Genomic DNA, 22,055 nt, shown 5'->3' on the forward strand with positions numbered 1-22,055 from the left:
CTTTTCACGAGTGGAAATCAGTGCAGTGGCGTGGTGCCCGGGTAGTCGAGTTCGACGAGGTCTTCACCGTGGGCGGTGAGGTCCTCCGCACCGAACTGGTAGACGGTCCGGAAAACGACGGGTTCCCATTCTTCGGCGTAGAAGTCCATCGTTTCGCAGAACCACTCCAACTGATCCTGTTGCTCGGACAGTAGAGAACCCGCGCCTCGGACCACAACTACATATCCGGCGCCGAGTCCGAGGACGTCGTCGAGATCGCGCATGACGTCGTCGAAAGCGTCTTTATTTCGCCCGAAGTGGGACGGAAACTGGAAGGCTGCCGCAAACTCGTCGAAGACCTGCGCCGTTGTCCGCATGTTCTCTCCGCGAACCACCCGAACGACAAAATTCTCGGCACGGAGTTGACGTGCAAGATCATCTGCAACGGCCGGGTCGCTCTGCAGCGCCACCGAAGCCACATCCGAAGACGGATCCAGCCACTGCGCCACGCTGACCGTAGACGAATCGGACATCAGCGAATCCTCACAAACGTGTCGTAGTGATCGAGGGTGTACCACGCCGAACCGTCGTTGCCGGTGACGATTCGCTCGGCGTCGCGTCCTTGGCCGTTCTTCTTCGGGTTCACGTCCCATTCCTGATAGACGACACGTCCGCCACCGGCACCGACAGCGGGTAGACGTCCTTCGCTGTTGCGGAAGGTGATGCCGCCCTTGGTGCCCGGCGCATTGGCGGAATCCGGCCACCTCCCGGCGTCGATCTCCACCAGCGTGGCGAGCACTCGCGCCGGCGCATCGCTGTTCGTCTGCTGCGTTGTCTTGACAGCGGAGCTCGAGGGCACGGAACTCGACGGCGCAGCCTTGGTGGTGGCGCCAGGCTTGGCTTGAACACTCGAGGACTGGGCACTCGAGGACTTCGTCACCGACGACGCCGAACTGTCGGAGTCACGTGAAGAAAGGGTGACCGCCAGCACGAGCGCAACCACCGCCACCACGACGGTGATGATGGCGTTGCGCGTCTTTGCGCTCGGCATTTTCAGACCTTCAGACATACGCGTCTCTATCGGTACGAGACGGTGACAGGCGCATGATCCGACCAACGGAGGTCGTAGGACTCAGCGCGTTCCACGAGCGCGACCTTGGCCCGCTCGGCGTATCCGCGAGTGGCAACCTGGTAATCGATACGCCAACCCGAATCGTTGTCGAATGCCTTTCCGCGGTAAGACCACCACGAGTACGGGCCGTCGACACCCGGATGGAGGGTGCGGAAGACGTCCACCCACGCGGAATCTTCGGCGAACAGCAGATCCATCCAGGCGCGCTCCTCGGGGAGGAATCCCGAGGACTTCTTGTTGGTCTTCCAGTTCTTGAGGTCGAGTTCGGTGTGCGCGATGTTCCAATCGCCGCTGACCACCACGTGACGATCGGCAGCCTCGGCCGCTGCAGCGGTGGAGGCGAGGTGAACTGCGAAGGACGCCATGAACCGCTCCTTCTCCTCCTGCTTCGGCGTGAGCGCCTCACCGGAGGGCAGGTACAGGCTCGCGACGGTCAGATCGGCGAAGTCGGCTTCGATGTATCGACCGGCGTCGAGAAACTCGTCGTCCCCGTGACCGATCCGCACCGCGTCAGGTTCCGTGCGTGAGAGCACCGCGACTCCGTTGCGTCCCTTCGCGGACGGCTCGGCGGAGACGAGGAACCATCCGTTGCCGAGCGCTGGTTCGAGAGTCTCGCGAAGCTGATCGTCCGACGCACGCGTTTCCTGAAGGCAGATGAAATCCGCCGACGTCTTCTCCAGCCAGTCGAGCATGCCCTTGCGGGCAGCTGCTCGAACGCCGTTGACGTTCACGGACGTGATGGTGTGGGGCGCAAGAATGTGGGAGTCAGCAGTTTGTGGCACGGCAAGCACCGTAGCCGATTCCACCGACGCGGATGGGCGCCCAGGTCAGCGCGCGGCCCTACGCTGCAGAATCACCGCTACCGCCAGCACGACGAGACCCGCGACGGCCAGCAACGACCCCACCGCTGCCGGCGCGGTGTAACCGTAACCGGCTGCGATGACGACGCCGCCGATCCACGCTCCGAAGGCGTTGGCGATGTTGAGTGCGGCGTGATTGAGAGACGCGGCCAAGGTCTGAGCATCCTCGGCGACATCCATCAACCGTGTCTGGAGGCCAGGCACCATCGACGACCCGGCGAGCCCGATGAGGAAGACGAAGATCAGTGCCGTGTACGGATTGCGCACGGCGATCACGAAGACCGCGAGGATCACAACGAGGGATCCCATCGACAGGAACAAGCCCTTCATCAGTGCGCGATCCGCGAGGTATCCACCGACGAAGTTGCCGGCCACCATGCCCAGTCCGTACAGCATGAGTGCGAGGGGAATGAACGAAGCGCCAAGCCCGGACACGTCGGTGAGAGCCGTACTGATGTAGGTGTAGACGGCAAACATCCCGCCGAATCCGACCATGCCCACGATCAAGGTCATCCACACCTGAACGCGGCCCAGTGCCCCGAGTTCGGTGATCGGATTCGTCACCGGCATACCGTCCAAACGCGGAATCCAGACGAAGAGCGAAGCAACGGTTGCCACCCCGATCACGGCGACCAAAGCGAAGGCGCTGCGCCAGCCGAGTGCCTGGCCGATCCAGGCCGCGACCGGTACCCCGATCACGTTGGCCACGGAAAGACCCATCATCACCATGGCGACGGCCTTCGCGCGTTTTCCCGGTTCGGCCAGGTGAGCTGCGACCAGTGCGGCGACTCCGAAATACGCGCCGTGCGGCAATCCGGCGACGAAGCGGGCCATCATCAGCGTCGTGTACGAGGGCGCGAAAACCGAGGCGGCATTGCCGACGGTGAACGCGACCATGAGTGCGATCAACAGGGTGCGGCGCGGTACTCGTGCGGTGAGTGCAGCGATCAGCGGAGCGCCGACGACAACCCCGAGCGCGTACGCCGAGATCACGTGACCCGCGACGGGTTCCGAGACGCCGAGTCCGGATGCCATTTCCGGGAGCAACCCCATGGCGACGAACTCGGTTGTGCCGATACCGAAACCACCGAGAGCGAGAGCGAGCATCGCCGGACCTCTGGCGGAACGAACCCCGGGTGTCGAGGTGTCAGAACGGGAGAGGGTAGACGAAGTCACTGACCAATTGTGGTCTCACACCTGGTTGAACTTCCAAGTGAGAGCGGGTGAGTTCACTCACGTGAGACCGCGAACACAAATGGGACGCCCGGTTTCCCAGACGTCCCATTTGACAGGTGAAGCGGTGAATCTACTTCGCGGCCATGGCCTTCTGCAGGTTCACGTCGAGCGCGCCGAGGAACTCCTCGGTGGTCAGGTAGCCCTGATCGCCGCCGACCAGCATCGAGAGGTCCTTTGTCATCTGGCCGCTTTCGACGGTCTTGATGACAACGTCTTCGAGCGCCTGCGCGAAGCCGATGACCTCAGGGGTGCTGTCGAGCTTGCCACGGTGCTCGAGTCCGCGGGTCCACGCGAAGATGGACGCGATCGGGTTGGTCGAGGTGGGCTTGCCCTGCTGGTGCTGACGGTAGTGACGCGTCACGGTGCCGTGAGCAGCCTCTGCCTCACAGGTCTTTCCGTCCGGTGTCAGCAGAACCGACGTCATGAGGCCGAGCGAGCCGAAGCCCTGGGCCACGGTGTCGGACTGGACGTCGCCGTCGTAGTTCTTGCATGCCCAGACGTATCCGCCCTCCCACTTGAGTGCGGAAGCGACCATGTCGTCGATGAGGCGGTGCTCGTAGGTCAGACCTGCAGCATCGAACTCAGCCTTGAACTCGGTCTCGTAGACGTGCTGGAAGATGTCCTTGAAGGCACCGTCGTACGCCTTGAGAATGGTGTTCTTGGTGGACAGGTACACCGGGTAGTTCTGCTGCAGTCCGTAGGTGAGCGACGCGCGAGCGAAGTCACGGATGGACGTGGTGAAGTTGTACTGCCCCTGGACGACGCCGCCCTCTTCGGGGAAGTTGACCAGTTCGTGCTCGATCGGTGCGCTGCCGTCCTCAGGCGTGTAGGTGATCATCACCTTGCCGGGGCCGGGGACCTTGAAGTCTGTGGCGCGGTACTGGTCGCCGAATGCGTGACGGCCGATGATGATCGGCTTGGTCCAGCCCGGAACGAGTCGCGGAACGTTGGAGATGATGATCGGTGCGCGGAAGATCGTGCCGCCGAGAATGTTGCGGATCGTTCCGTTCGGGGAACGCCACATCTTCTTGAGACCGAATTCCTCGACACGTGCCTCGTCCGGCGTGATCGTGGCGCATTTGACGCCGACGCCGTGCTTCTGGATCGCGTGCGCTGCGTCGATGGTGACCTGGTCGTCGGTCTCGTCGCGGTACTCGATACCGAGGTCGTAGTACTCGAGGTTCACATCGAGATACGGATGGATCAACTTGTCTTTGATGAACTGCCAGATAATGCGCGTCATCTCATCGCCGTCGAGTTCGACGACGGTGCCCTCAACCTTGATTTTGGACATGGGTGCTTCGCGTCCTCCTAGGAAGTTTCCCTGGTTACACGGTTGCGGTCACACTTTGTGAGTGGGTCCGCGAACGGTTCGATTATCAAACCTAGACGGTGTGGACTGATCTCGGGAGATGAGTCCCAAACAAGACAAGCGTACTGCTAACCCGTGAGGCCGCAACCGGCAGGTCCACTCATCGGTCTCTACTCGCGAGTAACTTTTGCCTGCTAGTGGGCTGCGTCGCTCTGCCTCGTGTGCGGTTGCGGCTCACATTTCGCCCCGTGTCAGGACTGCGCTCACTTCCCGGTAGAATCCGACTTGGTCATGAGTGCCAGCGTCAAGCCCCGGCTCGCTGGACGGCAACCCTCCAACCGCGGTGGGGTGCCCCGGGTGATGACCAGGTTTCCCGACGTGGATCTGCTCGCGCAGTTCCACCGCAATTCGGGTGACAAGCGCGGGTCCGACAGGGACGGACCCCAGACCGGGCCGAGCCCCACGGAGGTATTTCAGTATGTGTCGCACTTGTAGATAGACCCCAGCACGGGGCGGCGATCATTCGCCCCCGTCCGACATCTATCCGTCAGACCACTGGAGTGAACAAATCATGACCGACAACACAGCCGACGCCGCAGCAACTTCGGATCCGACCGCGAACTGGTCGTTCGAGACCAAGCAGGTGCACGCCGGACAAACAGCGGACACCGCCACAAATGCGCGCGCTCTGCCGATCTACCAGACCACCAGCTACGTCTTCGACAGCACCGATCACGCTGCGGCACTGTTCGGCCTCGCCGAGCCGGGCAACATCTACACGCGGATCATGAATCCCACACAGGACGCCGTCGAGCAGCGCATCGCTGCCCTCGAAGGCGGAGTCGCCGCACTCCTCCTCTCCTCGGGTCAGGCCGCCGAGACCATCGCGATCCTCAACATCGCCGAGGCCGGCGACCACATCGTCTCCAGCCCGTACCTGTACGGCGGCACGTACAACCTCCTGCACTACACCCTTCGCAAGCTGGGTATCGAAGTCACGTTCGTCGAGGATCCCGACAATCTCGAGCAGTGGCGCGAAGCCATTCGCCCGAATACGAAGGCGTTCTACGGCGAAACGATCGCCAATCCGAAGAACCACATCCTCGACCTACCCGGTATCTCGTCACTGGCCCACGAGAACGGTCTTCCGTTGATCGTGGACAACACAGTCGCGACGCCGTACCTGCTTCGCCCACTCGAACACGGCGCCGACATCGTCGTTCACTCCGCCACCAAATACCTTGGTGGACACGGCACCGCGATCGCCGGCGTCATCGTCGACGGTGGCACTTTCGACTGGACGCAGGGTCGCCACACGAACTTCACGACGCCTGATCCCAGCTACCACGGCGTCACCTTCGCAGACCTCGGCGCGCCGGCGTTCGCACTCAAGGCCCGCGTCCAACTGCTGCGCGATCTCGGTTCCGCCGTGGCGCCGTTCAACGCGTTCCTCATCGCGCAGGGTATCGAAACCTTGAGCCTGCGCATCGAGCGCCACGTATCCAATGCACAGAAGGTCGCCGAATTCCTCGACGGTCACGTCGAGGTCGCCTCCGTTTCCTACGCGGGACTTCCCTCCTCGCCATGGTTCGAACGTGGAAAGCAGCTGACGCCCAAGGGAACCGGCGCCATCGTCACCTTCGAGCTGCCCGGCGGTATCGATGCGGGCAAGACGTTCGTCAACGCCCTGACGCTGCACAGCCACGTCGCCAACATCGGTGACGTTCGCTCACTCGTCATCCACCCCGCGTCGACGACGCACTCGCAGCTCACCCCCGAAGAGCAGCTCGCTTCGGGCGTCACGCCCGGGCTCGTCCGCCTCGCGGTCGGCATCGAAGGAATCGACGACATCCTCGCCGATCTCACCGTCGGCCTGGCAGCGGTGGCAAACTCGTGACCGTGAACGAATTGGAGCCCAGGATCGACCTCCTGCCCCCACCCGACGGCCAGGTGGGGTTCGTCGACATCGGTGCCTTGGAACTCGAGAGCGGCGCGGCACTCCCATCGGTTTCGCTCGCCGTTCAGCGGTGGGGTGAGCTTTCCCCGAACCGCGACAACGTCGTACTCGTCGAGCACGCACTGACCGGAGACTCACACGTCACCGGACCGATCTCCGCGAATCAGCCCTCCCCCGGCTGGTGGAACGGGATGGTCGGCCCCGGCGAACCGATCGACACCGGCGAATGGTGCGTCATCGCAACCAATGTCCTCGGTGGTTGTCGCGGCACGACCGGTCCCAGTTCGCCGGCCGACGACGGCAAGCCGTGGGGCAGCAGGTTCCCGGAGATCTCCATCCGGGATCAGATCGCGGCGGAGAAGAAGCTCGTCGATCTCCTCGGGATCGACCAGTTGGCCTCGGTAGTCGGCGGATCCATGGGGGGCATGCGCACCCTCGAATGGGCAGTTACCTACCCGGACAGCATTCGCTCCGCGTTGGTTCTCGCAACCGGTTCACGGGCCACTGCAGATCAGATCGGCACCCAGACGACGCAGATCGCGGCCATCGTCTCCGATCCGGATTGGCAGGGCGGTGACTACCACGGAACGGGGCGGGCACCTCGCGCCGGGCTCGGCATCGCTCGTCGCATCGCGCACCTGACGTACCGCACCGAGGCCGAACTGGACGCGCGCTTCGAGAACTCCGCTCAGAACGACGAAAATCCTTGGAACGGTGGACGATACGCCGTACAGAGTTACCTGGAACATCAGGCAGACAAGCTGGTCGACCGCTTCGACCCGAGCACGTACGTCCTCCTGACCGAGGCCATGAACCGGCACGACATCGGTCGTGGACGCGGCGGTGTTGCGGCGGCGTTGGCATCGATCACGGCACCGGTCGTGGTGGGCGGCGTCGACTCGGATCGGCTGTATCCCCTTCGCTTGCAGGAGGAGATCGCCGACGGAATTTCCACGTGCAGCGGCCTCGAGATTCTCAAGTCCAAGGACGGCCACGACGGCTTCCTGACGGAGGCGGACGCCGTCGCCGGACTGCTTCGCCGAACGATGGAGTTCGCGCGTACGGCTCGCTGATTCGGCACAGAGCCACGTTTTCAGGATTCGTCAATGTCGGGAAAACCACAGCTGATCTGCGGGTTTTCCCGACATTCTCATTGGCGAACGTGAGCCGGCGCGGCTAGCATCGGCGAACGTGAATCAGCCATGCTCGACGCGCCTGCAGGCTACGTACATTCCCGAGCACATGTCCTTCGCGTTCTGGGGTGACGCAGACCCGGCAACGCGGCTGTCGGCACTGGGGATGCCGACCGGGTCGCCGGGCGTGTGCAGGCTTGCGATCCCGGTCGACGAGTCGATCACAGCAACCGACGTCGGAGCGCAACTGCTCGACCTCACCACCGCGATCGACGCGTTCCACAACCTCGATGCTGGTCGCGGCGACCTCGGATCGTCGCTGCTCGCGTGGAAGCGCGTCATCGACACCGGCGCACATGACATTCCGACCGCAGCGCATGCCGCGATCGAGCACGACGACACGAAGATCCGAAGCGCCGAGTCCACGGTGCGGTTGTTCACGGATGCGCGTACAGCCGTGGACAGCCTTCGCCGAGCAAAGATTCAGGCGACTCTGCGCCCGTATCAAATGCAGGGAGTTGCCTGGCTGACGGCTCTGTCGGGTTCGGGTGGTGGGATCTTGGCCGACGAGATGGGTTTGGGTAAGACACTGCAAGCGATTTCGATGATCGCGATCCGCGCCGGCGACGGTCCGCATCTGGTTGTGTGTCCCACCTCGGTGATAGGAAACTGGCGCCGCGAGATCGAGCGATTCGCTCCGCATCTGCCACTGCACGTTCATCACGGGGCCGCCCGTGCACTTCCCACTCGTATCCCCGCCGGCACTACGGTTCTGACCAGCTACAGCGTCTTGCGTTCCGACGCAGCCCAATTTGCCCCGGTCCATTGGAGTTCAGTGGTCTTCGACGAGGCGCAACAGATCAAGAACCCCGCTTCCCTCGCCGCGAAAGCAGCAATGCAGTTGTCGGCGGACGTCAAGGTAGCGATGACCGGCACGCCGGTGGAGAACCGCCTCGAAGAATTGTGGTCACTCTTTCGCGTCGCAAATCCCGACGTCCTCGGAACTCGCGCACGGTTTCGTCAACGCTTTGCCGTACCGATCGAATCCGGTCGATCGGCCACCGCGGCGACCAGGCTTGCCGCGGTCATCGATCCCTTCATTCTGCGCAGAACCAAAGACACAGTGGCCAAGGATCTTCCGCCCAAGCAGTTCTCCACGGTCTCGTGCACTCTGACGTCGGAACAGGCGCGCATCTACCGGTCGGCAGTTGCCGATGCGTTCGACTCCGGATTGGGCACGGGAATTGCCCGGCGTGGCAACATCCTTGCGCTTCTGACCACTCTCAAGCAGGTATGCAATCACCCGGCGCAGGTCACCGGCGATACGGACGACCTCTACGGAAGATTCGGAAAGCTCGACCGCGCAACGGAAATGATCGCCGAGATCGTCGACGACGGCGATCGCGCGCTGATATTCACGCAGTACCGGACGATGGGCGAGATGCTCTCGCGACACCTGGGAGCCGAACTGGGTATCGGTGCCGTGCCTTTCCTCCACGGCGGCCTGAACACCGACAAACGAGACGCGATGGTCGACGCGTTCCAGAACGAGACGGATTCACCACCGGTTCTGATTCTGAGCTTGCGCGCCGCCGGCTTCGGCCTCAACCTCACGCGCGCAAGTCATGTCGTGCACTACGACCGGTGGTGGAACCCAGCCGTCGAGGATCAAGCAACCGACCGGGCACACCGCATCGGCCAGAAACGCACCGTCAACGTCCACACCTTGGTGACGGGCGGTACCGTGGAGGATCACATAGCAGCGATACACGAGTCCAAACGAGCTGTGGCCGATGCTGTCTCCGGGAACGTCGAGGCCGCGCTGGCCGATCTCCCCGACGCCGAACTGCGTGAACTTCTCGAACTCGACGGCGCGGTGATCATCTGATGGCCAACGAATTCGGCGTCACCGCTTGGGGTCGAGCGTGGCTGCGCACGGTGGAGCGGACAGCGGCATCCGGTCCGAACCCGTCCCTGCCGACGGCTCGCACCCTGGCACGCAACGGTTCCGTGGAGTTCACCGTCGTCTCGTCGGGGACCGTCGTCGCCGAGGTGAGCACCAAGGCAAAAACTTCGTCAGTGACGATTGGTGTCCCGCTCTGGACCAAATCCGAGATCGCTGCAGTGAAGAGCCTTCTCCGTTCGGCTGGAAAGGCGAACAGATCCGTCTCCACCGGCGAACTGCCGGACAGCGTCGTCACCGAACTGCAGGCTCGAAATATCGCAGTAGCCGTTGATCTTTCGGAGTGCACTTCCAGCTGCGACTGCTCAGGTCGACGCTCGCCGTGCGTTCACCATCTCGCCGCGATCTACGCCCTCGCCGGGCGAATCGACGAGGAACCTGCACTTGCGGTGACGTTACGGAGTGCACCGGTCAAGGCTGGAAAGAAGTCGACATCCACACATTCGCCGGAGTGGATCCCTTTGAGTGATATCGACATTCGCTCGTTCTACGGGGACTGACCTTCTCAGTCGGTACCGAGCGGATCGATGGTCAGGGCGAGCGTCGCGATCAGCACACCCATAACGCCCATCGCCGCAGTGTCGAAGACCCTTCCACGCACCGCGAGCAACCCCACACGGTTCTCGGGAACGAACCACCGAGCGGCAGCTCCGATGATGACGGCAACACCGAAGACGAGGGCGCCGCGGCGCCACCGGTCGGCCAGCACGAGAACCACGGCCGCCGCGATCACGGCGAGGACCGCGAGCATGGGCAGATTCTTCTTCGCGAGGCCGACCAGTGAGGACATCGGACTCAGACTCCGGCCAGAACCCGCTCGGCGCGCTCGACCACGTTGGTGATCAGGAACGCGCGGGTCAGCGGTCCGACACCACCGGGGTTGGGTGAGACGAAGCCGGCGACCTCGTTGACGTCGGCTGCGACGTCGCCGCGCAGGCCGTCGTCGGTGCGACTGACGCCGACGTCGAGGACCGCTGCCCCGGGCTTGACCATGTCTGCGGTGATGAGGCCGGGAACGCCGGCGGCAGCGACGATGATGTCGGCGCGGCGAACCTCGGCCGCGAGATCGCGGGTACCGGTGTGGCAGAGCGTGACCGTCGCGTTCTCGCTACGACGCGTCAGCAGCAATCCGATCGGGCGACCGACTGTGACGCCTCGTCCGACTACCACCACGTGTGCGCCTGCAATAGGGACCTCGTAGCGGCGCAGGAGATGCAGGATTCCACGCGGGGTGCACGGCAGCGGGGCTTCCTTGCCCAACACCAGTCGACCGAGGTTGACCGGGTGCAAGCCGTCGGCGTCCTTGTCGGGGTCGATGCGCTCGAGGGCTGCGTTCTCGTCAAGGTGCTTGGGAAGCGGCAACTGCACGATGTAGCCGGTGCACTCGGGATTGGCATTGAGCTCGTCGATCGTCGCATTGAGCTGCTCCTGCGTGATGTCGGCAGGCAGGTCGCGTCGCAAAGAATTGATACCGACCTTGGCGCAGTCGTTGTGCTTGCCGCGCACGTAAGCCGCGGATCCGGGGTCGTCGCCCACCAGGATGGTGCCCAAGCCGGGTGTGATGCCCTCTGCCTTCAGAGCGCTCACCCGCACCTTCAGGTCTTCGAAGATTTCGTCGCGGGTAGCTTTGCCGTCGAGGATCGTTGCAGTCACGGCGACCATTGTTCCAGGTTAGGGTCGATGAGTGACAACGGCTCCGGAACTACGCGGCCCGAGGGTGCTCCTCTCCCCCGTCGCGCCCGATCATCACGCCCGTCTGCGGGCAATTCACCTGCACCCGGACGTCGTGCACTGGTGGCAAAATCCCGACGACGACTGGCCTGCAGCGCCGGAGGCTGGCACCACGCGCTACAGCATCTTCCACGGCGACCACCTGATCGGCTTCATCCAGTGGTATGAGGCGGAGGACAACCCCGACTTCCGCCACGCCGGGCTCGACTTGTTCCTCGATCCCGACTTCCACGGCCGAGGGTTCGGTCGCGAATCGATTCGCGTGCTGTGTGCCCACCTGATCGACGACCTCGCATTCCACCGTCTGGTCATCGACCCGGAAGTCGACAACTCCGTCGCCATCGCGTGCTACCGATCGGTGGGGTTCAAAGACGTCGGGGTGATGCGCGAGTATTCGCGAGATCGCCATGGTGTGTGGAAGGACGGACTGCTGATGGATCTGCTCGCACGGGAATTCATCCGCTGATCGACTGGGACGAGTTCGAAAGGACCGACATCATGTTGCTGGACAAGGAATTCACGGCCACCCTGCAGAAGAGCGACGCCAAGGGCGGGTGGACTTATGTGATCTGGCCGGAGTCCGCCGAGTTCTTCGGCACCCGCGGCCTGGTCAAGGTACGCGGGACGATCGACGGACATCCGTTCCAGAGTTCGTTCATGGCGTTGGGAGACGGTAACCACAAGCTGCCGGTCAAAGCCGATCTTCGCAAAGCCATCGGCAAGGAGACCGGCGAGCTGGTGACGGTGCGCCTCGAGGAGCGCTTGGAGAGCTAGGCGCTGCTACTTCATGTCGACGACAAGACCGTGCGCCGACGCGTACGCCACCGCCTGCATCAACTCGATCTGCGCGTTTCCGACGGACGCGGACGTCCACAGGCTCGGATCGATCCGCGCACCGCGCAGATCTGCACCTTCGAGTTTGAGTCCACCCGTACGAGCACCGGACAGATCCGCCGACGCCAGCACCGCGCCCCGCATGTCGGCCCGAACCAGGTTCGCTTCACGGAATCGGCATGAGGTGAAGTCGATCTTCCTCAGGTCCGCCCCACCGAGTGAGGTCAACGAGAAGTCGACTTCGTCGAGCGTCAACGGCCGGATGCGGCAACCGTCGAACGTCGACCCGAGCAGACTGCAGTTTCGGAACGTGCTGTGCCACAGGCTGGTCCGAGCAAAATTGCACGAGCGAAACGCAGTTCCCGTGTGCACGGACTCCCCCAGATCGGTGCCGGTGAAATCACAGTCCGTGAACACCACCGACTCCGTCGTGAGTCCCGTGAGATCGGCATCTCGGAAATTGCAATTGGTGAAAGTGCGCTGACGCCACTTCTGCCCGGCCAGCCGCGCGTCTGAATAATCTTCGCCGACGACATCGTCGGATTCTTCGGGGAGCATGCCGTCCATACTGCCCCGCCGCACCGACACCGGTTCGATCGCCTAGGTCTCGCAGGCCACGCCGTCACCGTCACGATCAAGCTTGGACGAATAGCCGGGATCGCCGCGGTAGATCGGGGCAGCACCGGCCGCTCGCACGGCTGCACAGTTGGCGTAATACACCCCCGCGTCAGGCACCTTGGCCGGCGGCGGAACGTACGCCGGTTCCGTTGTCTTCGGCGGTGTGTACGCCGGAGCGGGCGGAACATACGGCGTAGTCGTGGTCTCCGGGACCTGCGGAACCAGCGGCACTATTGCCACGGTGGTTGTCGTCGGTGGCGGCACGATCGTTGTCGTCGTCGGCAAGAGGGACGAAGTCGTGGTCTTCGTCGTCGACGGGACCGTGCTCTTGGTTGTCGTCGCTGCAGCTGTCGTCGAAGAGGTCGCAGCAGGCGTCGTCGATTCTTCCGACTTGCCCGCTCCCGTCGCCGCGGCGATGGCAACCAGCCCCACGACTGCCGCGCCGGCGATCCACGGCCACTTACGCCGCGTCTTGCCTTCCTCGGCGCTAGTGTCCGGCACCGCCGATCCGGGTGCGCCGAAGACCTGCGTGGGAGTGCCGAAAGCCTGAGTGGGTGCGTCGACGCCCTTGGGCCGTGTCTGCGCGGTCCACTGCTGGCCGTCCCAGTAACGGTCGATCGTGGGGTCGAAGGGGTCGGGGTTCCAACCGGCGGGAGGGTTCATCAAAATGTCCGTTCTGCGAAGAGTGCCGGAAATAGATTCGCACGGACTGGCCGGTTTGTTACCAATTCGCCCACACTTCCCGACCGGGTCTTCTCACGGACGTGGGCACCGATACGTCGCCCGGTACAGTTCCTCGAGTGTTCCGAGTGATGTTCCACGAGCCCCGCATCCCACCCAACACCGGAAACGCGATCCGCATGGTCGCAGGCACCGGTTGCGAACTCCACCTGGTCGGCCCTCTCGGGTTCGACTTGTCGGAGCCGAAGCTCAAGCGCGCAGGCTTGGACTACCACGACCTGGCGACTGTCACGGTCCACGAAAACCTGACCGCTGCCTGGGAAGCCGTCACCCCCGCTCGCGTGTTCGCCTTCACCGCGCACGCGACCACGTCGTATGCCGATATCGCCTACCAACCCGGCGACGTCCTGCTGTTCGGGCCCGAACCCACCGGACTGTCCGAAGAAGTATTGGCGGACGAACACGTCACCGAGCGCCTGCGTATCCCGATGCTGCCCGGACGCCGGTCCCTCAACCTGTCCAACGCTGCCGCCCTCGTGACGTACGAGGCCTGGCGTCAGCACGGGTTCAAGGGCGCTGTCTGATCGACGTCAGTAGACGTCCCGGACATAGCGCTTCTCCGCCGAAAGAGCCTTCACGTATGCCTCGGCACTGCGAGGAGCCAGTTTTCCGTGTTGAGCGACCACCCCGTTGAGGGCACTGTCGACGTCCTTGGCCATCCGGTTGGCATCGCCGCAGACGTAGAAGTGCGCTCCCTTCTGCAACCACTCCCACAGCAGCGCACCCCGCTCACGCATCCGGTCCTGCACGTAGACCTTGTCGGCTTGATCCCGGGAAAACGCGAGGTCGAGTTCGGTGAGGAATCCGTCTTTCCGCAATTCTTCGATTTCTTCGCGGTAGTAGAAGTCGGTCGCGGCGTGCTGTTCTCCGAAGAACAGCCAGTTCGGGCCCGTGTGCCCCAATGCCCGCCGCTCATGCAGGAAGGCACGGAACGGTGCAATGCCAGTCCCCGGACCGACCATGATCATCGGGGTCTCGGGATCGGAAGGTGGCCGGAAGTGGGTCGACTTCTGCACGTAGATACCGATGTCGTCATCGTGAGCGTGGTCGGCGAGGTAAGTCGAGCACACTCCACGCCGTGGGACACCCGCAACGTTGTATCGCACCGCGGACACCGTCAACTGCACTTCGCGTGGGTTCTCCTTCGGACTGGAAGATATCGAATACAGCCGCGGCTGAATCGGTTTGAGCAGCGAGAGCCATTCGTCGGTCGAGGCACGAACGGGCGACTGCGCGAGAATGTCGACGGACTGTCGTCCCCACGACCAGTCTTTGAACGTGGAGACATTCTCCGGCTTCAACAACTCGGCCAGGTCCGAATCGCGGGTTCGTTGATGCACGAATCGAATCATGTCGGTCGAGATTCGAGTGATCTCCAGGCGCTCGGTGAGCGCGGTACGCAGCGTCATTTCCCCGTACTGCCCCAGTTCGACGGTCTCGTCACCGTCGAGGCCAGTAAGGGTGAGCCACTCGTCGACGAACGGAGAGCTGTTTCGGGGCCAGACTCCGAGAGCGTCGCCGGCTTCGTAACTGACCGTGTCACCTGGAAGGTGAAAGCCCAACTGCCGCACGTCTTTGGAAGAACCCGGACGGTTGAGCACGACATTGCGCGTCAAGGCTGTGGTCAGTGGCGCCTTCTTGTTGTATCGCAGCGGCGGCGACATCGCCGGTGAAATCGGCGCGGCTGCAACGGTTGTCCCAGAATTCTTCTTTGCAACGAGGACGTCGGTCGTCTCGCCGGCCACCGAGCTCCGAAGCTCAGCCGTGACCGCCTCCAGCCATCCAGCAGCGGTGTCCTCGAAATCGGGCTCGCAGTCGGCGCGATCGACGATACGACTGGCTCCCAGTTCGGCAAGGCGGGCGTCGAGCTTTCGTCCGTGTCCACAGAAGTCGGCATAGTTCGAGTCGCCGAAAGCGATGACTGCATAACGTGTCTCGGACATGCGGGGCGCCGTGTCAGCAGACAACGCATCCCAGAAACCGCTGCCGTTGTCCGGGGATTCGCCGTCACCGGAGGTACTGGTGATCAGCAGGACCTCTCTGGTAGCTGCCAGGTCGGCGGCGGGGAACTCGTCCATCGCGTGCATCACCACGGGTAAGCCGATTCCCCCGAGACGAGTGGCGCACTCAGCAGCGAATTCTTCCGCGTTTCCGGTCTGCGATGCCCAGAGCACCACGATCGGCGCGCGCTCGGATCCAATACTCGGACTCGATGACAACGCAAGCCCGTCGGTGTCAGGAAGTGAGATCCGCGAGTACAGGCCGGCCAGAACACCGTCGACCCACATCCGCTTTTCGGCATCGAAGGGTGCCGTCGACGGCAAGGTAGGTACCCCGGCAGTGCGATCGGCGTCCGCACGCAACGCAGCGAGAAGGCCGGCCAGGTAGCTCTGTTGGAGCGCATCGAATACCACTGCAGGTGTTCCTGTTTGACCGAGGACGCCCGCGAGGACATCGGTTCGCGACAAAGCCCGATCAGCTGGCGCGGGAGCCACCAGCGCCGCCTCGGCGAGCACTGTTTCAGGTGTGTTCACGGCGACCTTCGTCATAGTGACAGCGCAGGCTTTGAACTCCGGTTGCTGCGAGGCAGGGTCGATGGCGTCGTTGGTGACGGCGTTGATGGACAGATATTCACCGAAGGCGTCGTTCCAGTGAAATGGGGCAAAGCAGTTCCCCGGACGCACTCGGTCGGTGACAACAGCCGGAAGCACAGCGCGACCGCGACGTGAGGCAACCTCGATCGCATCCTGGTCGACGATGCCGAGCCTGGCGGCGTCGTCGGGATGGATCTCGACGAAGGGACCTGGGTTGAGCTTGTTCAACTTGGCCACCTTGCCGGTCTTGGTCATGGTGTGCCACTGGTGCGCGAGACGACCGGTGTTGAGCAGGAAGGGGTAGTCGTCGTCGGGCATTTCGGCGGGAAGCATGTGCGGCCGTGCGAAGAACATCGCACGGCCAGTGGCGGTGGGAAATGCGAGCCGCGGAGTGCTGCCGTCCTCGCGGATCAGGAGCCTTTGACTGACACCGTCATTGACGTATCGGATGGGATGACGGTCCTGATCACTGTCTGGCGGGCATGGCCACTGGATCGATGTCTTGCGGAGGCGCTCGTAGGTGACGCCGCGTAAGTCGTAGCCGGTCTTCGGATTCCAGAACTGCTTGATCTCTTCGAACACCTCTTCGGCACAGGTGTAGGTGAACGCTTCGGCGTACCCCATCTCGCAGGCGATCCGGGCGATGATCTGCCAATCAGGCAGCGCCTGCCCGACCGGATCCAGTGCCTGCTGAAAGAGCGTCAGGTTGCGTTCGGAATTGATCATCACTCCGTCGGACTCTGTCCACAGCGAAGCAGGCAGCAGAACATCGGCGTATTCGTTGGTCTCGGTGCCCAGGAAAGCATCCTGGGTGATGACGAGGTCGGCCTTCTCCAAGCCGTCGATGACGGTCTTGCGGTTGGCTACCGTTGCAACGGGATTGGTGCAGATGATCCAGCACGCTTTGATGTCGCCCGCCGCCATTCGGGAGAACATGTCGATGGTGCCACCGCCGATGTCGGTGCGCAGCGAGCCCTGCGGGATCCCCCATCGCTCCTCGACGAAGTCGCGATCGGCGTCGACCATCACGGCGCGCTGACCTGGCAAACCTGGCCCCATGTAGCCCATTTCGCGCCCACCCATGGCGTTCGGCTGACCGGTCAACGAGAACGGACCGCTGCCGGGCTTGCAGATCGCACCGGTCGCAAGGTGAAGGTTGCAGATGGCGTTGGTGTTCCACGTGCCGTGGGTGCTCTGGTTCAGCCCCATTGTCCAACAGCTCATCCAGTTGGCGGCCTCACCGATCCACTGCGCTGCAGTGCGGATGTCGGCCTCGGGGATACCGGTGATCTCACTGACCTTCTCCGGGGTGTACTCCGCGAGGAAACTGGGCATCACCTCCCAGCCTTCGGTGAAGTCGGCGATGAAGTCCGGATCTGTGTGGCCGTTCACGACGAGCAGGTGGAGTAGTCCGTTGAGTAGCGCGAGATCGGTGCCGGGAGCGATCTGCAGGAACAAGTTCGCCTTGTCGGCGGTGGCGGTGCGTCGAGGATCGACGACGATCAACTTCGCGCCTGCCTTGATCCGCTCCTGCATCCGCAGAAAGAGGATCGGATGGCAGTCCGCCATGTTCGCGCCGGTCACGAAGAACACGTCGGCGTGTTCGAAGTCCTGATAGGAACCGGGCGGTCCGTCGGCCCCGAGTGACTGCTTGTAGCCGGTGCCGGCACTCGCCATGCACAAACGGGAATTCGATTCGATCTGATTGGTCCCGATGAAGCCCTTGGCCAGTTTGTTCGACAGGTACTGAGCTTCGAGTGACATCTGCCCGGACACGTACAACGCAAACGCGTCGGGACCGTGCTCGTCGACTATTGCCCGCAGGCGCTGGGCGGTGTCAGTGATGACTGCGGCCATGTCCGCCGCTTCGATCGCATCACCTCGGCGCGGACGGCGATATGCAGATTCCATGCGCCCCGGGCCGGCGAGCATGTCTGCGGTCGTGGTGCCTTTGGTGCACAGACGCCCGAAGTTGGTGGGATGTGTCTTCAGACCGGAAGACTTCGCAGCCTTCCGACGCCCCGTCTCGGGATCGGTGATGATGTCGAGGACAAGACCACAGCCCACCCCGCAGTATGCGCAGAGTGTGTCGACACTGGTGGTGGTGAGTTGAGCGCCCATCGATTCATGCATCCCTTCGACCGAGGATCAAGGTCGACTTCTATCTTCGGATGCAGTTGTTTCGGGAGTTCATGCCCGATGTTGCGTATCAATCACTCTTTCCTCACCGCGACCTTCGGACCGATGTGCGGTCCTGGGACCAGCGGTCGTCGACGTGCAGCTGTACGCGAATGCCCAGTTCTACGCTCTGCCGCCGAATCGAGCGATGTAGTGCCAAACCTTCTTGACGTCCTGCGGATCGAAGGATGCACCCCGTGCGAGCCCCAGGACGGCAGGCGTCAGCCGCCTGCCGTGCGCAATTTCTCGGGCAAGGTCGATCACGGCCGCTCCCCGGTATTCGGGATGTTCGGCTATCTCGTCGACATCGACCGCGTATCCCTCGTGCCACAGCACCGGGCACGTGAGCGAGTGGGCGATCTCTTCGATCCGTGTGCCCCGGTAACTCGGATCCAGAACGAGCGCCTCGACGTCCGTCCCGATGTCGACGACGCCGTGAACGTGCGCCTCGATGTAGTGGTCGAGCGGATCGTCGAGCTCGGCAGCCCGTGCGGCGCCGACCAAGCTCATCGCTTCGGCCGTTCCGAAATGATCAGGCTCGAAGACGCTGTCGGGAAAGCAGAAAGTGGTGCGGTCGAGCGTGTGCTCGGCAAGCCGGAAGTAGGACGAGCCGAACCGAGGGGATGCCCCGTAGGGATCGGCGGAGAAGTTCAACGATCCGTACTTCGGCCGTTCCGAGGGCTCTCGCTCGTCGTAAGCTCCGCCGAATATCCGACTCTCCCAACGCCAACGATCGCCGCCGTGATGCGCCGTCAGTCCGCCGTTGCTCGTTCGAGACTCGAACTGGGTCACAAAGGTGCCTTGACGTGCGATCGAGGCCAGTGTCAGACCACGTTCAGACGGGAGGTCCGGATGAAAGTGCAACGTCACCCGGTGATTTCGATCCAACGGGCCGCCCTTCGAGAGACCGCTCACGTGCGCAATCGCGGCAGACCAAGGAGTGGAATCAACAGGCATTCGCCCATTATCCGGATATGGAAGCAGCGCCGGTGAAGAAATCGACCAGTGAATACGGTGCGCCTTCACCGAGGCAGAGATCAAGGATCACGTGCGAGTCCGCGGCCTCGGATGCGCTGCGCACGAACATCGCTTCTTCGTACTCGGCGAGTGCCCCTTCGATGTCGTCGGGGTGCGCGGCGATCGCCTTTCCCAGTTCGGCGCCGTCGAACATGGCCAAGTTCGCACCCTCACCGGACGGGGCCATCAGGTGCGCCGCGTCACCGAGGAGCGTCACCCCAGGCCCTCGATCCCATCGGTGCTCGTCGGGAAGTGCATGGATCGCGCGCGGAATCGGAGCGGTTTCGCCATCGGTGATCAGCGCCGTGAGTTCCGGTGCCCAACAGTCGAACTCGGCCGCGACCCGCGCTGTCGCAGCGGCGGCGTCGGTGAAATCGATACCGGCAAACCACTCCGCCGGACGGTTCAGCTGAACGTAGGTGTGCACGATGTCTCCCGCCTCTCGATGCGCGGCGATCGCTTTTCCTGGTGCGGGCGCGTACATCGCCCCGTCCCCGACGGCTTCGGCTGCAGCCGAATGCTTCTCGTCGACGTCGTAGAGGTAGGTCTCGACGAACGTGGTGCCGACGTATTCCGGCTTCGCATCGGAGAGCAGCGGCCGGATCTTCGACCAGGCACCGTCTGCACCGACGAGAAGGTCGGTGGTCACTGTCGAACCGTCGACGAAGGTCAACTCGTGGCGATCATCTCCGAGCGAGCGCACAGTGTCGACTTTGCGTCCCCATTCGATCGTGTAGTCCGGAAGGGAATCAATCAGGATTCGACGGAGGTCGCCGCGCAGCACCTCGGGACGTGTTCCCGTGCCGTCGTCGGGTTCGTCGAGGAGCACGGCGGCGTGTTGATCGAGTACGCGCGACGCGGCGCCGCCCGCGTGGATGATCGCGCGGAACTCGTCGGTAAGGCCGGCGGCGTCGAGCGCGGCCTGACCGTTGTGTTCGTGGATGTCGAGTTGACCGCCCTGCGTGCGAGCTTCTGCCGACAGTTCCGCCTCGTAGATCTTCGACCGAATTCCATGAACGTGAAGGACACGTGCGAGGGTCAGACCGCCGAGGCCCGCCCCGATGATCGTTATCGAGTTGCTCATGTTTGTTTCCTTTCAGGCTTCAATTGGAACGTCGTTCCAATGACATCTTGGAACGGCGTTCCAGATATGTCAAGATGGTTCGCATGGCGACCAGGAATCAGCGGACCGAACGACGTACGGATGCGCTCTCGAAGGAGCGAATCGTCGAGGCTGCGATCGAGATCCTCGACGACGAGGGCGAAGCCGCGCTGACATTTCGCGCACTCTCCGCACGCCTGGCAACAGGTAGCGGGGCGATTTACTGGCACGTTGCCAACAAGAGCGAACTGCTCGCCGCGGCGACCGACGACGTCATCGCCCGCGTGACAACCGGTGCAACCGAAGGCGCAGCCCCACGGGAGGCGATCCGGACCATCACCCTCGGCGTGTTCGACGCGATCGACGCGCACCCGTGGGTCGGCACCCAACTCTCTCGCGAGCCATGGCAATCAGCGGTGATGCAGATCTTCGAAAGTCTCGGCGAGCAACTCCAGGCGCTCGGCGTTCCCGAATCGGCACAGTTCGACTGCGCGTCCGCGCTCCTGAACTACGTGCTCGGTCTCGCCGGACAGTACGCCGCGGGCGCCCGTCTGCTCCCCCGTGAGACAGATCGGTCCGCTTTCCTCGCGGGCGTCGCCACGCGATGGGAAGAACTCGACTCTGCGAAGTACCCGTTCCTCAATCAGGTGACGGCGCAGTTGCGCGACCACGACGACCGAGAACAGTTTCTGGCAGGCATCGAGCTCATCCTCGCGGGGATCGACACCGTCCGATAGCGGCCGTAGCCGTCAGCGTGAATGAACAGCGGTGTTGGATCCGAGCGCTATGTCGAGGAAATCTCTTGCCGCACCGCGCAATCCGCGATCGGGATCCCAGACGGCTTGGAGTCGACGCGGCATCCGCAAGCCGTCGACGTTGACCGCGACCAGTCGGCCGTCCGTCAGGTCGGCGGCAACTGCCAGCGACGACAGAACAGCCGGGGCGTTGCCTGCCACCACCGCAGCCTTGACAGCGGTACACGAGGTGAGCTCGAGCAGCGGCGGCACACAATCGGGAACAGCATTCTCGAGCGTCAGGCGCGTACCGGACCCTGACTCGCGCTGAATCAGCGGTGTGCGTGCGAGTTCCTCGACCGGAACGGGCACACCATTCGCCCAGTCGTGTCCCGGCGGCACAACCACGACGAGGTGATCACGCGCTACTTCGCACGACGCAAGCGCCGACGGCACATCCGGCCCTTCGACAAATCCGATATCGGCCTGGCCGGCCTGAACTTGAGCAGAGACGTCCGAGGAATTGTGCAAGCTCACCGACGCCACGACGTTGGGGAACTTGTGCCGCATCGCGACCGTCCATCCGGGAACCAGATACTCGGCGATGGTCATGCTGGCGGCAACCGTGACGGCAGCATCACGTTCACCGCGAAGTGCGGCAACTCCCGATGCCATTTCCTCGGCACTGACGAGGATGTGACTTGCCCACTCGAGAATCAGACCGCCCTCGGCGGTGGGACGAACACCGGTCGCCGCTCGATCGAACACCTTGATTCCGAGTTGGCGTTCGACCGAACGCACCCGGGCGCTGACCGCCTGCTGACTGAGTCCGTGCTCCCGGCCGGCAGCACCCATGCTGCCCAGACGCCCTACGGAAAGGAGGACGTCGAGGGCACTGAGTTCCGGCACCCGAGGAGACAACGACATAGTCCCA

21 protein-coding genes and 1 riboswitch are annotated in these 22,055 nt (G+C 63.2%); of the genes, 8 read left to right on the plus strand and 13 right to left on the minus strand.

Going from position 1 to position 22,055, the window contains the following annotated elements; all coding sequences use genetic code 11:
* Positions 1 to 17: 17 nt before the first annotated feature.
* The 5 genes from M1L53_RS16375 to M1L53_RS16395 all read right to left on the minus strand — a co-directional run bounded on the left by M1L53_RS16375 (position 18) and on the right by M1L53_RS16395 (position 4,501).
* Complete coding sequence (locus M1L53_RS16375; protein WP_030535081.1) at positions 18 to 512, minus strand: barstar family protein; 495 nt, start codon at positions 510 to 512, stop codon at positions 18 to 20.
* A complete protein-coding gene (locus tag M1L53_RS16380; protein ID WP_050654908.1) occupies positions 512 to 1,030 on the minus strand; it encodes a ribonuclease domain-containing protein in 519 nt (172 codons plus the stop codon). Before M1L53_RS16380 ends, M1L53_RS16375 begins: the two co-directional genes overlap by 1 nt.
* Positions 1,031 to 1,056: 26 nt before the next feature.
* Entirely contained in the window at positions 1,057 to 1,902 is an 846-nt protein-coding gene (locus M1L53_RS16385) for an exodeoxyribonuclease III (RefSeq protein ID WP_020969128.1), read from the minus strand.
* A gap of 36 nt (positions 1,903 to 1,938) precedes the next feature.
* Complete coding sequence (locus tag M1L53_RS16390) at positions 1,939 to 3,147, minus strand: MFS transporter (protein ID WP_397517561.1); 1,209 nt, start codon at positions 3,145 to 3,147, stop codon at positions 1,939 to 1,941.
* Between the two features lie 130 nt (positions 3,148 to 3,277).
* Complete coding sequence (locus tag M1L53_RS16395) at positions 3,278 to 4,501, minus strand: NADP-dependent isocitrate dehydrogenase (RefSeq protein WP_003940772.1); 1,224 nt, start codon at positions 4,499 to 4,501, stop codon at positions 3,278 to 3,280.
* A 305-nt stretch (positions 4,502 to 4,806) separates the two neighbouring features.
* Positions 4,807 to 4,947: riboswitch (SAM riboswitch) on the plus strand.
* Between the two features lie 143 nt (positions 4,948 to 5,090).
* Here M1L53_RS16395 and M1L53_RS16400 point away from each other — a divergent pair.
* From M1L53_RS16400 to M1L53_RS16415, 4 genes are all read left to right on the plus strand, one after another.
* Positions 5,091 to 6,416 carry a bifunctional o-acetylhomoserine/o-acetylserine sulfhydrylase gene (locus tag M1L53_RS16400; RefSeq protein ID WP_007727392.1) on the plus strand — a complete coding sequence of 442 codons (1,326 nt, stop codon included), beginning with the start codon at positions 5,091 to 5,093 and terminating at the stop codon, positions 6,414 to 6,416.
* Positions 6,413 to 7,549 (plus strand): homoserine O-acetyltransferase, encoded by a 1,137-nt coding sequence (locus tag M1L53_RS16405; RefSeq protein WP_047271787.1) that lies wholly within the window; start codon positions 6,413 to 6,415, stop codon positions 7,547 to 7,549. Before M1L53_RS16400 ends, M1L53_RS16405 begins: the two co-directional genes overlap by 4 nt.
* A 118-nt stretch (positions 7,550 to 7,667) precedes the next feature.
* Positions 7,668 to 9,497, plus strand: a complete 1,830-nt coding sequence (locus tag M1L53_RS16410; RefSeq protein ID WP_232319071.1) for a DEAD/DEAH box helicase — start codon at positions 7,668 to 7,670, stop codon at positions 9,495 to 9,497.
* A complete protein-coding gene (locus M1L53_RS16415) occupies positions 9,497 to 10,072 on the plus strand; it encodes a hypothetical protein (RefSeq protein ID WP_007727398.1) in 576 nt (191 codons plus the stop codon). The genes M1L53_RS16410 and M1L53_RS16415 overlap by 1 nt, the downstream gene beginning before the upstream one ends.
* Positions 10,073 to 10,077: 5 nt before the next feature.
* Here the strand turns inward: M1L53_RS16415 and M1L53_RS16420 are convergent, their stop codons facing one another.
* Both M1L53_RS16420 and M1L53_RS16425 read right to left on the minus strand, forming a co-directional pair.
* Complete coding sequence (locus tag M1L53_RS16420) at positions 10,078 to 10,362, minus strand: DUF3017 domain-containing protein (RefSeq protein ID WP_003940740.1); 285 nt, start codon at positions 10,360 to 10,362, stop codon at positions 10,078 to 10,080.
* A 5-nt stretch (positions 10,363 to 10,367) separates the two neighbouring features.
* Positions 10,368 to 11,225, minus strand: coding sequence for a bifunctional methylenetetrahydrofolate dehydrogenase/methenyltetrahydrofolate cyclohydrolase (locus M1L53_RS16425; protein ID WP_007727401.1), 858 nt, complete (start codon positions 11,223 to 11,225; stop codon positions 10,368 to 10,370).
* A gap of 31 nt (positions 11,226 to 11,256) precedes the next feature.
* Here M1L53_RS16425 and M1L53_RS16430 point away from each other — a divergent pair, with 31 nt between their 5' ends.
* Together M1L53_RS16430 and M1L53_RS16435 are read left to right on the plus strand one after the other, a co-directional pair.
* Positions 11,257 to 11,769, plus strand: a complete 513-nt coding sequence (locus M1L53_RS16430) for a GNAT family N-acetyltransferase (RefSeq protein ID WP_063836256.1) — start codon at positions 11,257 to 11,259, stop codon at positions 11,767 to 11,769.
* A gap of 32 nt (positions 11,770 to 11,801) precedes the next feature.
* Positions 11,802 to 12,077: a DUF1905 domain-containing protein gene (locus M1L53_RS16435; protein ID WP_007727403.1), complete on the plus strand. Its 276-nt coding sequence runs from the start codon at positions 11,802 to 11,804 to the stop codon at positions 12,075 to 12,077.
* 6 nt (positions 12,078 to 12,083) lie between these two features.
* Here M1L53_RS16435 and M1L53_RS16440 read toward each other — a convergent pair whose 3' ends face one another.
* Entirely contained in the window at positions 12,084 to 12,704 is a 621-nt protein-coding gene (locus tag M1L53_RS16440; protein WP_003940770.1) for a pentapeptide repeat-containing protein, read from the minus strand.
* Between the two features lie 33 nt (positions 12,705 to 12,737).
* Positions 12,738 to 13,418, minus strand: a complete 681-nt coding sequence (locus M1L53_RS16445) for an excalibur calcium-binding domain-containing protein (RefSeq protein WP_007727407.1) — start codon at positions 13,416 to 13,418, stop codon at positions 12,738 to 12,740.
* A 137-nt stretch (positions 13,419 to 13,555) separates the two neighbouring features.
* Between M1L53_RS16445 and M1L53_RS16450 the strand changes: the two genes are divergently transcribed.
* Positions 13,556 to 14,020: a tRNA (cytidine(34)-2'-O)-methyltransferase gene (locus M1L53_RS16450; RefSeq protein WP_007727408.1), complete on the plus strand. Its 465-nt coding sequence runs from the start codon at positions 13,556 to 13,558 to the stop codon at positions 14,018 to 14,020.
* 6 nt (positions 14,021 to 14,026) lie between these two features.
* Here M1L53_RS16450 and M1L53_RS16455 read toward each other — a convergent pair whose 3' ends face one another.
* The 3 genes from M1L53_RS16455 to M1L53_RS16465 all read right to left on the minus strand — a co-directional run bounded on the left by M1L53_RS16455 (position 14,027) and on the right by M1L53_RS16465 (position 20,369).
* Positions 14,027 to 18,211 carry a bifunctional nitrate reductase/sulfite reductase flavoprotein subunit alpha gene (locus tag M1L53_RS16455; protein ID WP_054188178.1) on the minus strand — a complete coding sequence of 1,395 codons (4,185 nt, stop codon included), beginning with the start codon at positions 18,209 to 18,211 and terminating at the stop codon, positions 14,027 to 14,029.
* A gap of 180 nt (positions 18,212 to 18,391) precedes the next feature.
* The gene (locus tag M1L53_RS16460; RefSeq protein ID WP_054188142.1) at positions 18,392 to 19,225 is read right to left on the minus strand and encodes a DUF3626 domain-containing protein; all 834 of its coding nucleotides are present in this window, start codon (positions 19,223 to 19,225) and stop codon (positions 18,392 to 18,394) included.
* Between the two features lie 7 nt (positions 19,226 to 19,232).
* Positions 19,233 to 20,369 (minus strand): NAD(P)/FAD-dependent oxidoreductase, encoded by a 1,137-nt coding sequence (locus tag M1L53_RS16465; protein ID WP_042923478.1) that lies wholly within the window; start codon positions 20,367 to 20,369, stop codon positions 19,233 to 19,235.
* Between the two features lie 74 nt (positions 20,370 to 20,443).
* Here M1L53_RS16465 and M1L53_RS16470 point away from each other — a divergent pair, with 74 nt between their 5' ends.
* Entirely contained in the window at positions 20,444 to 21,124 is a 681-nt protein-coding gene (locus M1L53_RS16470; RefSeq protein ID WP_007727412.1) for a TetR/AcrR family transcriptional regulator, read from the plus strand.
* Positions 21,125 to 21,136: 12 nt separating this feature from the next.
* Here the strand turns inward: M1L53_RS16470 and M1L53_RS16475 are convergent, their stop codons facing one another.
* Positions 21,137 to 22,048, minus strand: a complete 912-nt coding sequence (locus M1L53_RS16475; protein ID WP_030535095.1) for a LysR family transcriptional regulator — start codon at positions 22,046 to 22,048, stop codon at positions 21,137 to 21,139.
* Positions 22,049 to 22,055: the final 7 nt, after the last annotated feature.

The sequence above is a fragment of the Rhodococcus sp. T9N genome, assembly GCF_024436645.1.
GTDB lineage: Bacteria > Actinomycetota > Actinomycetes > Mycobacteriales > Mycobacteriaceae > Rhodococcus_F > Rhodococcus_F qingshengii.

Coding starts and splice junctions, on each gene's coding strand:
- M1L53_RS16455 (WP_054188178.1), bottom strand. CDS start 18,211: ATGGGCGCTCAACTCACCACCACCAGTGTCGACACACTCTGCGCATAC.
- M1L53_RS16395 (WP_003940772.1), bottom strand. CDS start 4,501: ATGTCCAAAATCAAGGTTGAGGGCACCGTCGTCGAACTCGACGGCGAT.
- M1L53_RS16435 (WP_007727403.1), top strand. CDS start 11,802: ATGTTGCTGGACAAGGAATTCACGGCCACCCTGCAGAAGAGCGACGCC.
- M1L53_RS16465 (WP_042923478.1), bottom strand. CDS start 20,369: ATGAGCAACTCGATAACGATCATCGGGGCGGGCCTCGGCGGTCTGACC.
- M1L53_RS16445 (WP_007727407.1), bottom strand. CDS start 13,418: ATGAACCCTCCCGCCGGTTGGAACCCCGACCCCTTCGACCCCACGATC.
- M1L53_RS16415 (WP_007727398.1), top strand. CDS start 9,497: ATGGCCAACGAATTCGGCGTCACCGCTTGGGGTCGAGCGTGGCTGCGC.
- M1L53_RS16400 (WP_007727392.1), top strand. CDS start 5,091: ATGACCGACAACACAGCCGACGCCGCAGCAACTTCGGATCCGACCGCG.
- M1L53_RS16375 (WP_030535081.1), bottom strand. CDS start 512: ATGTCCGATTCGTCTACGGTCAGCGTGGCGCAGTGGCTGGATCCGTCT.
- M1L53_RS16380 (WP_050654908.1), bottom strand. CDS start 1,030: ATGCCGAGCGCAAAGACGCGCAACGCCATCATCACCGTCGTGGTGGCG.
- M1L53_RS16420 (WP_003940740.1), bottom strand. CDS start 10,362: ATGTCCTCACTGGTCGGCCTCGCGAAGAAGAATCTGCCCATGCTCGCG.
- M1L53_RS16440 (WP_003940770.1), bottom strand. CDS start 12,704: ATGGACGGCATGCTCCCCGAAGAATCCGACGATGTCGTCGGCGAAGAT.
- M1L53_RS16475 (WP_030535095.1), bottom strand. CDS start 22,048: ATGTCGTTGTCTCCTCGGGTGCCGGAACTCAGTGCCCTCGACGTCCTC.
- M1L53_RS16470 (WP_007727412.1), top strand. CDS start 20,444: ATGGTTCGCATGGCGACCAGGAATCAGCGGACCGAACGACGTACGGAT.
- M1L53_RS16460 (WP_054188142.1), bottom strand. CDS start 19,225: ATGCCTGTTGATTCCACTCCTTGGTCTGCCGCGATTGCGCACGTGAGC.